General features: G+C 34.3%; 12 protein-coding genes. 11 read left to right on the top strand and 1 reads right to left on the bottom strand.

All coding sequences use genetic code 11. The features are described from left to right. Positions 1-922: Hsp70 family protein (locus RMO83_RS10660; protein WP_310559662.1), on the bottom strand; the 922-nt coding region annotated here is incomplete at its 3' end. A gap of 436 nt (positions 923-1,358) precedes the next feature. On the opposite strand from RMO83_RS10660, the gene RMO83_RS10655 reads away from it, so the two are divergent. The 11 genes from RMO83_RS10655 (at position 1,359) to RMO83_RS10605 (ending at position 13,427) form a co-directional block, all read left to right on the top strand. Then, positions 1,359-2,300, top strand: coding sequence for a hypothetical protein (locus tag RMO83_RS10655; protein ID WP_310559661.1), 942 nt, complete (start codon positions 1,359-1,361; stop codon positions 2,298-2,300). Between the two features lie 171 nt (positions 2,301-2,471). Beyond that, complete coding sequence (locus RMO83_RS10650; protein WP_310559660.1) at positions 2,472-6,257, top strand: type ISP restriction/modification enzyme; 3,786 nt, start codon at positions 2,472-2,474, stop codon at positions 6,255-6,257. 2 nt (positions 6,258-6,259) lie between these two features. Further along, positions 6,260-7,555, top strand: coding sequence for an HIRAN domain-containing protein (locus RMO83_RS10645; protein WP_310559659.1), 1,296 nt, complete (start codon positions 6,260-6,262; stop codon positions 7,553-7,555). Between the two features lie 415 nt (positions 7,556-7,970). Continuing rightward, on the top strand, positions 7,971-8,720 hold the full coding sequence (locus RMO83_RS10640; RefSeq protein WP_310559658.1) for a DUF6261 family protein: 750 nt from the start codon (positions 7,971-7,973) through the stop codon (positions 8,718-8,720). 350 nt (positions 8,721-9,070) lie between these two features. Then, complete coding sequence (locus tag RMO83_RS10635) at positions 9,071-9,532, top strand: PIN domain protein (RefSeq protein ID WP_310559657.1); 462 nt, start codon at positions 9,071-9,073, stop codon at positions 9,530-9,532. Further along, positions 9,525-9,674 (top strand): hypothetical protein, encoded by a 150-nt coding sequence (locus RMO83_RS10630; RefSeq protein WP_310559656.1) that lies wholly within the window; start codon positions 9,525-9,527, stop codon positions 9,672-9,674. The genes RMO83_RS10635 and RMO83_RS10630 overlap by 8 nt, the downstream gene beginning before the upstream one ends. Before the next feature lie 241 nt (positions 9,675-9,915). After that, on the top strand, positions 9,916-10,827 hold the full coding sequence (locus tag RMO83_RS10625) for an alpha/beta hydrolase (protein WP_310559655.1): 912 nt from the start codon (positions 9,916-9,918) through the stop codon (positions 10,825-10,827). A gap of 268 nt (positions 10,828-11,095) precedes the next feature. Continuing rightward, complete coding sequence (locus RMO83_RS10620) at positions 11,096-11,632, top strand: DUF2975 domain-containing protein (RefSeq protein WP_310559654.1); 537 nt, start codon at positions 11,096-11,098, stop codon at positions 11,630-11,632. 2 nt (positions 11,633-11,634) lie between these two features. Then, positions 11,635-11,850, top strand: a complete 216-nt coding sequence (locus RMO83_RS10615; protein ID WP_310559653.1) for a helix-turn-helix transcriptional regulator — start codon at positions 11,635-11,637, stop codon at positions 11,848-11,850. A 145-nt stretch (positions 11,851-11,995) separates the two neighbouring features. Further along, on the top strand, positions 11,996-12,682 hold the full coding sequence (locus tag RMO83_RS10610) for a type 1 glutamine amidotransferase domain-containing protein (protein WP_310559652.1): 687 nt from the start codon (positions 11,996-11,998) through the stop codon (positions 12,680-12,682). Positions 12,683-12,818: 136 nt separating this feature from the next. Further along, positions 12,819-13,427, top strand: coding sequence for a heme-binding protein (locus tag RMO83_RS10605; RefSeq protein WP_310559651.1), 609 nt, complete (start codon positions 12,819-12,821; stop codon positions 13,425-13,427). Positions 13,428-13,486: the final 59 nt, after the last annotated feature.

The raw sequence follows: 13,486 nt of genomic DNA, 5'->3' as shown, positions 1-13,486 counted from the left end.
TTACTAAAGAGTCTGACAATTGCTCAAATTTCGCTCTAGTCAATTTTTTTACTAAGTGTTTTGGTCCAGAAGCGGTTGCTGTAACATAAGGCAAATTGATTTCAGTTTCCGCTGAAGAGGACAATTCGATTTTTGCTTTTTCAGCCGCTTCTTTAATTCTTTGAAGAGACATTGGATCCAAACGCAAGTCAATACCTTCTTCAGATTTGAATTCGTCTGCCAACCAGTCAATGATGGTTTGGTCAAAATCGTCTCCACCCAAGTGAGTATCTCCGTTTGTTGACAATACTTCAAAAACTCCGTCTCCTAATTCAAGGATAGAAATATCAAAAGTACCACCCCCTAAATCGTATACCGCAATTTTTTGATCGATTCCTTTTTTATCCAAACCATATGCTAAAGCTGCAGCAGTTGGTTCGTTGATAATACGCATTACTTTAAGACCTGCAATCTCACCAGCTTCTTTTGTAGCTTGACGTTGTGCATCATTAAAGTAAGCAGGAACAGTAATAACTGCCTCAGTAACGGTTTGACCTAAATAGTCTTCAGCCGTTTTTTTCATTTTTTGAAGTGTCATAGCTGACAATTCTTGTGCAGAGTACAAACGACCATCAATATCCACGCGTGGTGTATTGTTGTCGCCCTTCACAATTTTATAAGAAACTCTTTTTGCTTCAGCCGAAACTTCACCAAAACCTTGTCCCATAAAACGTTTGATAGAAGCAATAGTCTTAGTTGGATTAGTTACTGCTTGTCTCTTAGCAGGATCGCCTACTTTAATTTCGCCACCTTCAACAAAAGCGATGATAGACGGTGTTGTTCTTTTTCCTTCTGCGTTAGGAATAACAACTGCTTCATTACCTTCCATTACAGAAACACAAGAGTTGGTAGTACCTAAATCAATTCCGATTATTTTACCCATTTTATTTATATTTAATTTTTATTGAATACTTATTTTAACATCTCGAGATGCAATAGTCAATCTTTGTGCCAAGCCAATGGCAGTCTTGACATTGTCAGTTTATGTTAGAATTGGCGGAAAACAATATGACAAGATGACATTTTTATTTCCTGTCATAGCGAGGAGCTATTTCCAGCTGTACACTATATCTCTTGTGGCGAACACCGCCACAAGAGGATGCCGTTTCCATCTGGGCTAGGGCAATCTGAATATCAAAACCATTATTTCATTTAGAAACATTCTGATTCAAAATGATGCATTTTGTAAGAAAAAATTAATACATTTGAATGAAATATAAACAAAATAAACATTCGCCAATCTAGCCTTTTTTAGGTACGTATATGAAGGTTTGTTTTACCTTTCGCCTGCTTGACATAATTTTATAAAAAAGCATAAAATGAAAAATTTAGTAATTAAATTATTGTTGATATTTACAGTGTTAAGTTCTTGTTCAGATAAGGATGATTTTGCTGAAACAATTAAAGCTCCTGAAATTCATCCACAATTACGAAATTTAAAAAAGCCAACAGTGATACTAAATACCATTGAAACAGGACTATTCAATTCAATAAAAATTAATTCCATACATTCCAATAATTATAATGATACACCGCGTCAATGGAAATTTGAAACATTTCCCGACACAAACAGAATACAAAAAATTATTACATCTAATCCAAATTATTTATGTGCTATAAGTACCGATACATTTTATTATGAAAATGATTTAATTTCAAAAATTATAAGTATCGAAAATAATGTTTGTTTAGAATTTAGTTTAAAACGAGAATACACATACCATTATGATCAAAATGTTTTGATGTCAATTTTTGCAAAATATTATTATTCTGATGCGAAAAGCACTAATGTATTGGGACAGATAGGTGAAAATCATTTTTCATACAATAGTGACGGAACAATTGCCGAAATATATTCTGACATTAGACCTGGTAGCGATCCAACTATATATGGTTATCAGAAAAAAACTTTAATTTATGATAAAAATAAAAATGTAATAGAAGTTAATCAAGAAGAATATAATTCAAGTACCTACGATCGCAAATATATATTTGAATATGACGAAAATATTAATCCTTTAAAAGGTATTTATATATTTAGCGCTGTTATTGGTGGTATGCCAAATTATGGTTTCGAAAGCAGTTTAGGTCCAATTTTTTTATCTAATAATTGTATCAAATCCGTACGGTCAGAAAATTTGAATCATCCAAACAATTTTAATAATATACAATACTTTACAACTACTATTTCAAACAAAAAGGGAGGCAGTTTTGGTAGTGAAATGAATTATCAATATTGGTTTAGATGTTATATAAACTAAAAAAAACTCTCGCCAGCGCATATTTACATGCGGCACCTATCCGGTTCTACCTTACTGCCGGCGAGGAGTTCTGTGCTAATGCAATCCAATAAACCAAATGATTTGTAATAATGCGATAATTTAATTTGAAGAAATTACTTATTTTAGCAAATCAATTTTGATAAAAAATAAATGACTTTAGAACAATACATTGACAACGTAAACGCCAAATATAAACTTGGAAATGCAACCGAACACACTTTTAGAGGTTTGCTCGAACAACTTATAGAAAGTATTGTTCCCGAAATTAGAGCTACCAACGAACCCAAACGCCAACAATGTGGCGCGCCTGATTATATCCTGACCAAAAAAGAAATTCCAATTGGGTTTATCGAAGCCAAAGATATTGGAGACAAAGATTTATCAGGAAGTAAAAAAACAGGAAACAAAGAACAATTCGACCGGTACAAAAACTCCTTAAATAATTTAATCTTCACCGATTATATCGATTTTCATCTTTATAGCGATGGACTATTTATAACAAAAATTGCCATCGCAGAATTTAAATTCCCCTCCTCCGGAGGGGTGTCCGAAGGACGGGGTGGTGAAATTGTTCCCATTCCAGAAAACTTCACCACTTTTTTAAACCTCATTAAAGATTTTTGTTCAACAGTTTCTCAAACCATAAAAAGTTCAAAAAAACTGGCAGAAATGATGGCTGGAAAAGCCCGATTATTGTCTGATGTAATTGAGAAAGCATTAACTTCTGATGAAGATAATCAAGAAGACAGTACCTTGAAAGACCAAATGAACGCTTTCAAAGAAATCTTGATTCACGATATTACGCCAAAAGGTTTTGCCGATGTGTATGCCCAAACTATTGCTTACGGAATGTTTGCCGCTCGTTTGCACGACCCCACTTTACCAACATTTTCCAGACAAGAAGCTGCCGAATTAATCCCAAAATCAAATCCGTTTTTGCGAAAATTATTTGGTTACATCGCTGGTCCAGACATTGACGACCGCATCAAATGGATTGTAGATTCATTGGTCGAAATTTTCTTAGCCTGTAACGTGGAGCAAATCTTGAAAAACTACGGAAAATCGACCAAAATGGAAGACCCAATCATCCATTTTTATGAAACATTCCTGAGTGAATACGACCCAAAACTCCGCAAAGCACGTGGCGTTTGGTATACCCCAAAACCAGTCGTAAATTTCATAGTTCGTGCAGTTGATGATATCCTGAAAACCGAATTCGATTTGCCACAAGGACTGGCAGATAATAGCAAAACAAAAATTAAAGTAAATCTTCAAGGCAAAACCGTTGAACAAGAAGTTCACAAAGTGCAAATTCTGGATCCAGCCACAGGAACAGGAACATTTCTTGCCGAAGTGGTCAAACACATTCACAAAAAATTCAAAGGACAACAAGGTGTTTGGAGCAATTATGTAGAAACCCATTTGCTGCCGAGATTAAATGGTTTCGAATTGTTGATGGCAAGTTATGCAATGGCACATTTGCAAATGGATTTATTATTAACGGAAACGGGTTACAAAAAAACCACCCCGCCCGCTGGGCACCCCTCCAATGGAGGGGAATATCAACGATTAAAAATATATTTGACCAACTCGCTCGAAGAAAGCCATCCTGACACCGGAACTTTATTTGCCAATTGGTTGAGTTCTGAAGCTAACGAAGCCAATTTCATAAAACGCGATACGCCCGTAATGTGCATTGTGGGAAATCCTCCGTACAGCGGCGAAAGCAACAACAAAGGCGAATGGATTATGAAATTGATGGAAGATTACAAAAAAGAACCCGGCGGAAAAGAAAAACTGAAAGAACGAAATCCTAAATGGATTAATGACGATTATGTAAAATTCTTGCGCTACGGACAACATTATATTGAGCGAAACGGAAGCGGCGTTTTAGCATTCATCAACCCTCACGGATTTCTGGACAATCCCACCTTTAGAGGAATGCGTTGGAATTTATTGAAAACCTACGACAAGATTTATACGATTGATTTACACGGAAATAGCACCAAGAAAGAAACTTCTCCCGATGGTTCACCCGATGTCAATGTTTTTGATATTATGCAGGGTGTTGCAATAACAATTTTTGTAAAATCAGGAAAGAAAAAGCCAACTGATTTAGGACAAGTTTTTCATTATGATTTGTTTGGGAAACGAGAATTTAAATATGATTTCCTTTCTGATAATTCTTTAAAAACTATTGACTTTAAAGAATTACCCAATATTAAGCCAAATTACTTTTTTGTAGATAAAGATTTTAAAGAGCAAGGATTTTTTGATACAGGGTTTGCTATAGATGAAATATTCAAATTAAACAATGTTGGGGTTGTGACTGGAAAAGATAGCATATTAGTATCGGAAACAAAAAATGATTTAGAATTGAAAGTTAAAAATTATTACAATATTGAAGTAGATAATAGTTTAATTAAAAAACTATCGTATCGTCCATTTGATATAAAATTTATTTATTATGATGTTAAATTGAATGCACGAGCAAGAGAAAAAGTTATGTTTCATTTTCTAGATAAACAAAACATTGGGTTGAATATTTGTAAAGTTGGACGTTCAATAAATTCTCATAATTATTTTTTGAGCAATCAGATAACTGATAAGAACTTAACTTCTTCATTAGATAGTGTGAATACATTTCCTCTCTACCTCTACCCCGAAACCAACGGACAATTAACGACAGAAGAAATAACCACCCCGCCCGATGGGCACCCCTCAAAAGGGGAATATAGAATTCCAAATTTAAACCTAGAAATTGTAAATAAAATAGCAAAAGGTTTGGGTTTATCGTTTGTTCCAGAGAAAACCACGCCCAATTCCCCTCCTCTGGAGGGGTACCCAACGGGCGGGGTGGAATTAGCACCCATCGATATTCTAGATTACATCTACGCGGTTTTGCATTCGCCAACCTACAGAGAGAAATACAAGGAATTCCTAAAGATAGATTTTCCAAAAATTCCCTATCCAAAAGACATCCGAACCTTTATAAATTTGGTCGACTTAGGTTCGCAAATACGAGAAATTCATTTGCTGGAAAGCGCCACAGTAGAAGAATATATTACAGAGTTTAATATTGATGGAGATTGCGTGGTTTCAAAACCACGTTACGAGTTAACCGCATCTATCGAGAATTCCCCTCCTTTGGAGGGGTGTCCGCAGGACGGGGTGGTAAATAATCTTACCCAACAAATACACTTCATCAACAAAATCCCTATCCAACAAAACCCTATTTTAGAACTTCCGTATAATCCAAAATTAAAAGAAAGAGCCAGAGAACTTCGACAAGCCGAAAATCTATCCGAAGTACTTTTTTGGATGCAAGTAACCAAAGGAGGATTTCATAAAATAGATTTTGACAGACAGCGCATAATTGGAAATTATATTGTCGATTTTTATGTGAAAAAATTAGGTTTAGTGATAGAAATCGATGGGCCAAGTCACGATACTAAAGAAAAATATGATGCTATTAGAGAAGCCTATTTGATTTCATTAGGATTAAAAGTTTATCATATTCCCGTTACGGAAGTACTGCAAAATATGAAAGTGGTGATGAAGAACTTAGAGCTTTTTATAATTAAGGAATATGGCAAGGCAACGGAGTCGTCTTTGGTTTTAGAGGAAAAACCACCCCACCCTAGTGGCATAATTGTAGAACCACCCCACCCTTCGGGCACCCCTCCACAGGAGGGGAATTTAAAAACAAATTCTTGTGGAAGAGTCTACATCAACGAAACGCAATATTTCGAAAATGTTCCTGAAGTGGCTTGGAATTTCTACATAGGTGGTTATCAACCCGCCCAAAAATGGCTCAAAGACAGAAAAGACAGAAAGTTAGAGTTTGATGATATTTCACATTATCAAAAAATTATTGTGGCTTTGACAGAAACGGATAGATTGATGAAAGAAATAGATACAATAGAAATAGAATAGTTATGGGAAAATCAACATCAATATTTGCCAATCACAACCTCGACACGGCTAGTTTAGAAAAATTAGCTAAGGATATTGCTGCTCGACTTTGCGTTAGTGTAGAATATGGCTATCAAGATTTTTTTAATTACGAAAAATTTCAAGAAAACCCCGATTATGACTATGATAATGTAATACTCGGAACACTTAATTGTCCAGATTCAAAGAAAAAATACACCTTAATTGACACGAAATACCAATACAAAACCTTCATCGAAAAATATGGTGTACTCGAACTGGAAAAACCTTATTTTGCTGATGATGATTACCGAAAACAAGAAATTCTTGAAGCTCAAAATGCAGTTGAATATGAGTTGGAAGAAGATTATGATATTCTAATTACTATTTATCGAGACACAATGGATTTGTGGTTAGTAAATAGTTTGGATTGGCGTTATTTTCAGCGCTTTTTTTTGTACAAACAAGACGAAGGAAATTTAAAATACATAGAAAATTGGCGCATCAAAAACCGGGACTGGATTTATAAATTGGGTGGCGATTATATGTTTGTAGGTTGTTATGAAGACAAATCAGCATTTTTGTTTGATGAAGCGGTTTACAAAACAAGTCAGGAAATTAAGACTTTGGTTGCTGATAAATTTTCAGAAGAGTTGGTTAATATTCCAAATTATATAAAAGCCAAACTTTTTTTTAACAAACCAGAATACATTCAAAAACCAATAGAAAGGAATTTTTTTAGAAAGTTAGATTATTTCAAAAACAACGATATCAATTATAATCTAAAAGACGTTAATTATTCAAGTATTTATTATGATGATTTTCACGATTTAGAAAACAGTAAATTAATTGAAAAAGAATTTGATGTTTTAAATGACGGCTTGGAAGTAGTAGAGCAAGAAATTATAAATGAGAGATATAGAAATAGTATTTTAATTAAAAACGATGTTCTTGAAATAAAAATTCCTGAAAAAAGTTTTTTGATTTATGAAGGTTTTATAAGTGGATTGCAATATTACAGTTTTTATCATATCGATATGACAATGAAAATTAATCAAGAACTTCGTTTGCAATTAGAACCTAATAACAAATTTGATACAAACGCTATAATTGTTGCTATTGAAGATGAAGTTCAAGAAAAAAAATTGGGTTACATTGCACAACAAGACAATATCGTTTTATCTAAATTACTACAAAACAATCAAAAATTGAGATGCTATCTACAATATATTAACGAAAAAGAGGTAGAAAATATTAATTTGAATAAGGCAGTCAAAATTGCAATCTATTTTGAGAAATAAACCTGTCCACGACCATTCCACGTTATCAAAAATTTAATAAACCCACAAGAGTGCTGTTCGGCTCAGCCGAGCCTCATCCAACCCCAAAAGTGTTCAGTTCTTCTCAAAAACGCACTATCCAACCCCAAAAGTTTTCAGTTCTGCTCAGAAACTCAATATCCAGCCCCAAAAGCCTTTTATCCAACTCAGAAACTCAGTATCTAGCCCCAAAAGAGTTTAGTTCTACTCAGAAACTCAGTATCCAGCCCCAAAAGTGTTCTGTTCTACTTAGAAACTCAGTATCCAGCCCCAAAAGCGTCCTTTTGAGGCTAGAAACTCAATTTTTTTGTTTAAACTATTATTTTTCAGATCAATATATTTTTTTGTAAACCTTTTTTTATTATTTTTATCACTCTAATCTTAAAACTCTCATCTTATGGTATTACGAAAATTAAACATCGCTAGATTAACCCATCTTGAAGCAGGTCAGTTGATTAAATCTTCTATCAAAGACCTTGAAACAGCAGCTATCAATACTGCTACCGACACCCATATTAACAGCTATGTTACTAAAATGGTAACCGACTCTGTCTTGTTTGACAAAGGATTACTTCAAATTAAAAAGAATCAAGAAACCGAGGAAATTGCTCGGCTTGATGACCAGAGAGATTTGAGTCTTACCGTATTCAACAGACAGTTGAAGGTATATGAATTGTCTATAAATCCGTTATTTGTAGCGGCATACAAAGCCGTGACAATTGTTGTAAAAAAATACAAAAACTTAGCTACATTAAATTATGAAGCCGAAAGTAACGGAATAGACAATTTGGTTGCCGATTTGACCAGTACTGATTATGCACCGCATATTGCAACTCTCAATATGGGTGCTTTTGTAGACAGTATTAAGGCTACCAATGATGATTTTAAAGTACTTTTCTCCAAACGCAGCACCGATATTTCCTTTACAGAAGTCTTTAATATGAAACTGATTCGTAAGGCTGCCTTCGCAAATTATACTAATTATACCCAATATGTGTTGTCGTTAGCAAGAGTCAATACGGGAGATGCTTATTACAATAACATACTCAACATCGTCAACCAAAGCCGTAAGTATTATTCCGATTTGTTGGCGAAACGGGAAGGCGGAACCACGCCACCACTCGCTGGCGGAGGAACACCAAGTTAAAGCAAAAAAGAAGCCGTCTCAAAACATACTTTGAGGCGGCTTTTTAATTTATGGTGATTGGGTTTGATTTTATAATTCTAAAGTTTGGATTTGCGCACGAGCGTAGTCGAGACTCTATTCTATCGTTCAATCAAATACTATTTATCCCATCCATAACTTCTTTAAGCAGGCGTACATTTTTTAATTTAGCCTGATGCTCATCGATAGGAGAGCTAATCATCAATTCATCCACTGAGAAAGACTGATGATTTTTTTAATTCGGCAGTCATCGCTTTTGTGCATCCCCTAAATAACAAAAAGTGAAGTTAAAGAACTTTAATTTCAAAAAATAATTTTAGTATATTTGTTAAATGAGAAAACCACGATTATACTTCGACACTTCTGTTTTTGGTGGAATATATGACATTGAATTCCAACGAGAAACCGAACTGCTATTTGAAATGATTAAAAATGGAGAAATAATCTGTGTTTACTCTGACCTATGCGAATATGAACTTGAAAATGCACCTGACAAAGTGAAAAACCATTTTTTAAGTCTTGACAAAAACCAAACAGAATTTTTAGAAATTACAGAAGAAATAAACCAACTTGCCGAAGAATATATCCATGAAAAAGTGGTTGGTGAAACGAGTATTGACGATTGCAGGCATATTGCTTGTGCAACAATTAATAAATTTGACTATTTAATTAGTTGGAATTTTAAACATATAGTGAACGTTTTCAGAATAAGAGAATACAATGCAATTAACATTAAAAACGGACACATTCAATTAGACATTCGTTCACCTAAAGACATTATAACAAATGAATAAACCAAACACCACAGAAAAAGAATTTGACACAGTTCAATTTTTCAGAGAAGTGAAAGAAAAAATTGCAAAAGAAACTAAAGGAATGACTTTTGCCGAATTTAAAGAGCATTTAAATCGCCGAAAATTAAAATTGGAGAGATAAATGTCCCTAATGTACAACCTCTTGAGTTTCGATGCACCAAAAATAAAACTCCACCACGCTAAGCAAAGTCTCCGTCTTTGCGCATGCATTTGTCAGTATGCAACTCACACCGCTCATTTGAACGCAATGGTTTTCGGAATATTCTAGACATTGCTAATTATCACACCAAATGTGAATTGAAGAATCATTACTATCTTATAAAAAATATATAATCAATATTTAAGATAAATAACAACTCCTCATGAAAAAAAGAATTGTCCTTATATTGTTTCTGCTCTTCTTTGCAAGCAAACTCACAGCGCAAATTCCAACAAATATCCTCAAGTTATTTCCTCAAGGAACCGTAATTAATGCCAACATTCCTTATGCAGCTGATACGCTCGTAAAGCATACGCTCGACATTTACGCCCCTTCGAACAACGGAAAAAAAGTACCACTTGTTATCTGGATTCACGGTGGCGGTTGGAGGCAAGGCGACAAATATGGCGATATGGAAAATATGAAAAAAACCATTAATGCTATTGTAGCCAATGGTTTTGCAGTAGCGTCCATCAATTATCGGTTTAGCACTACCAAAATTTTCCCTGCCCAAATTCAAGATTGCAACCAAGCCATCGATTTTCTATACAAAAACGCTGATAAATATCTTTTAGACAAAGACAATATAGCGGTTATTGGTTTTTCGGCAGGTGGTTATTTAGCTTCGTTGATTGGAACATCCAATAACAATAAAATTAATGCTTTTTATTTCAATAATAAACAACCAGGTTTCAAAATAAAAGGGGTAATTGATTGCTACGGTCCAACTGATTTTATTGCAAGAATAGGCAGCATGGCTTTAGATGAAGGGGAACAAAAATCAACATCGACCGCACTTCTTGGAGCGCAACCACTACTGCGCCCAGATTTGGCAAAAATAGCCAGCTCAACTACTTATGTCGATAAAAATGACCCTCCGTTTCTGATTTTTCACGGCGATAAAGACCAAACGGTTCCTATCACTTTATCCAAATTATTAGACTCGTACTTAAAACTAGCCAATGTTCCCAGTGAGTTTGTAATCGTTCGTGATGCACCACATGGCGGCCCATTATTCAATTCTGAGGATGTAAAAAACAAAATTATTCTGTTTTTAAAAACAAATCTAAAATAATTGTAATCGAACCGCTAGTCGATTAAAAATAAGAACCAACCTAGTAAAAATATTGTTGAAATCAGCTACCCAAGTATTGCTGGAAAACCTGCGATAGCTTTACGTAGTGTCATATTTTTGTAAACATTCCGATATTCAAGCAATAGCTAGTTTAAACCTTCCATTTATTGTTTATCAAAAAAACATTTATCTTTTATTAACTTATTTTTATTGTTATTCAATAAATATTTATTATATTTGCCAAGTAATTTTAAAAGCAAATATAGTTATGAAAGCAAAAAACAACTTCGTATTTATCGTCCTACACATTGTAGCGTGGATTATTTTTGTAGGCTTGTGCATTGAAGCCGGCGCTTTAATCGTCAATTTTGTATTCAGTATTATAAGACCTGAAATGGTCCATAATTTATATCAAAAAATGGATTTAAGCGAATTGTACAATCGAAGTCAATGGGTTTTTTATGGTATGTATAGTTTTGTTTTATTCCTTTCGATCTTGAAAGCCTACCTATTTTATATTTTAATCAACCTTTTGTTAAAACTCGATTTGGAAAAACCTTTCAGCGCTTTTGTTTCAAAACAAATTTCACAAATTAGTTATTTCACTTTTACTATTGGACTTTTGAGTTATATCGCGAGAGAAATTGCTAAAAATATGCAACATCATGGCTACGAAACGGAGCAATTAGATAAATTTTGGGTCGATAGTCAGGCGTTTATTTTGATGGCGGCTATTGTATATGTCATTGCGGTTATTTTCAAAAAAGGGATTGAAATTCAATCGGAAAACGAATTAACAATTTAATTATGGCGATAATTGTAAACCTAGATGTTATGATGGCGAAACGGAAAATTTCGCTCAACGATCTTTCGGCAAAGGTAGATTTAACACTCTCTAATCTTTCTATTTTAAAAACAGGAAAAGCAAAAGCAATTCGGTTCAGCACTTTAGAAGCGATTTGCAAGGCGCTAAATTGCCAACCTGGAGATATTTTAGAATACACTAACGAAGAAGAAGAATAAAAACCACTTCTGCATCTTGATTACCAAAACTCCAATGAGTAAATGACGTGAATAATGCAACTATTTTCATAAATTATATAAGGTTTTAATCTCGAAATGGCACAACCTTTATACAATTCTAAAGTAACAACATAAAGCAATAAAAATGAAAATACTAATTGTACTAACTTCCCACAGTGAATTGGGAAACACGGGTAAAAAAACGGGTTTTTGGGTAGAAGAATTTGCAACACCTTATTATGTTTTGGCCGATGCAGGTGCCGAAATTACCATTGCCTCTCCAAAAGGCGGTCAACCACCAGTGGATCCTCAAAGTGAATTGGCCGATGCACAAACGCCTTCGACCGAACGATTTTACAAAGACAATGTCCTTATTGATAAAGTAGCACATTCTTTGGAATTGAGTGCTGTACAACAAGAGGATTTCGATGCGGTTTTTTATCCCGGAGGTCACGGACCATTATGGGATTTAGCAATAGATGAAAACTCTATTCAGCTAATTGAAGCATTTTACAACAATCAAAAACCAATTGCATTTGTGTGTCATTCACCTGCGGCTTTGGTCAATGTGAAAGCAAAAAATGGAGAACCACTCATTAAAGGAAAAGAACTAACCGGTTTTTCAAACACCGAAGAAGAAGCCGTGCAACTAACAAAAGTAGTTCCGTTTTTATTGGAAGACGAACTCAAAAAAAATGGCGCTGTTTATTCGAGAGGAGAAGATTGGGCATCGTATGTAAAACAAGATGGGTTACTAATCACCGGACAAAATCCAGGCTCTTCAGAGGCTGTGGCCAAATTACTTTTAAAAACATTAAAGGCTAAACACTAAGGTATTTCTAAATAATAAAGTGATTTTTCAGACTTGAAAAGATGTAAACAGACTTGTAACCCGCAAGTCTGTTTGAGTTTTACTATAAATGATTAAATTTACTGAAACCAAACTATTCACGATTAAAACCGACTTCATGAAAATATTTATTGTTATAATTAGTATAGTAGTTGGACTATTCCTTCTATTTCAAATTTACACTGTTATGTCCATCAATAAAACGGAAACCCAAGCGTACAAACTGATTCAGAAAGAGAAAAATTTTGAAATTCGCTATTATCCCGCGGCGACGATGGCAATGATAACATCTTCCTCAAAATCGTATCGTGATTTGGGGTCTTCTGGTTTTGGGAAATTGGCAAAATATATTTTTGGTGGAAACAACGAAAAGAAACAAATAGCAATGACATCGCCAGTTCATATGGATATTGGGGAAACCAATTCTACAATGGCATTTGTGCTTCCAGCCGTTTACAATCAAAATACCTTACCAAAACCCAACGATTCAAGTATAGACATTATAACGTCAGAACCTGAATATGTTGCCGTCATACAATTCGGAGGATTTGCTAACAATGAACGAATTGATGAACATAAAACGAGGCTTGAAAATAATTTAATCGATAAAGGAATTTCATTTTATGGCAATTTTCGCTACTTGGGTTACAATCCACCCTATCAACTTTTAGGAAGAAGAAATGAAGTGATTGTAGCATTGCACGAAAATAACTTTAGTGAAAAATAAGTATATCAAAATTATTTAAAGTGAGCCAAATGACTTTTATGATTTGTTACTGCTGCAGT

The organism is Flavobacterium sp. (genome assembly GCF_031423415.1).
Taxonomy (GTDB): domain Bacteria; phylum Bacteroidota; class Bacteroidia; order Flavobacteriales; family Flavobacteriaceae; genus Flavobacterium.
This window is presented reverse-complemented; position numbering and strand designations above follow the sequence as displayed.

Excerpts from the sequence above, each read along its gene's own strand:
- RMO83_RS10655 (WP_310559661.1), top strand. The coding sequence starts at position 1,359 with ATGAAAAATTTAGTAATTAAATTATTGTTGATATTTACAGTGTTAAGT.
- RMO83_RS10650 (WP_310559660.1), top strand. The coding sequence starts at position 2,472 with ATGACTTTAGAACAATACATTGACAACGTAAACGCCAAATATAAACTT.
- RMO83_RS10615 (WP_310559653.1), top strand. The coding sequence starts at position 11,635 with ATGGCGATAATTGTAAACCTAGATGTTATGATGGCGAAACGGAAAATT.
- RMO83_RS10645 (WP_310559659.1), top strand. The coding sequence starts at position 6,260 with ATGGGAAAATCAACATCAATATTTGCCAATCACAACCTCGACACGGCT.
- RMO83_RS10640 (WP_310559658.1), top strand. The coding sequence starts at position 7,971 with ATGGTATTACGAAAATTAAACATCGCTAGATTAACCCATCTTGAAGCA.
- RMO83_RS10620 (WP_310559654.1), top strand. The coding sequence starts at position 11,096 with ATGAAAGCAAAAAACAACTTCGTATTTATCGTCCTACACATTGTAGCG.
- RMO83_RS10625 (WP_310559655.1), top strand. The coding sequence starts at position 9,916 with ATGAAAAAAAGAATTGTCCTTATATTGTTTCTGCTCTTCTTTGCAAGC.
- RMO83_RS10630 (WP_310559656.1), top strand. The coding sequence starts at position 9,525 with ATGAATAAACCAAACACCACAGAAAAAGAATTTGACACAGTTCAATTT.
- RMO83_RS10635 (WP_310559657.1), top strand. The coding sequence starts at position 9,071 with ATGAGAAAACCACGATTATACTTCGACACTTCTGTTTTTGGTGGAATA.
- RMO83_RS10605 (WP_310559651.1), top strand. The coding sequence starts at position 12,819 with ATGAAAATATTTATTGTTATAATTAGTATAGTAGTTGGACTATTCCTT.
- RMO83_RS10610 (WP_310559652.1), top strand. The coding sequence starts at position 11,996 with ATGAAAATACTAATTGTACTAACTTCCCACAGTGAATTGGGAAACACG.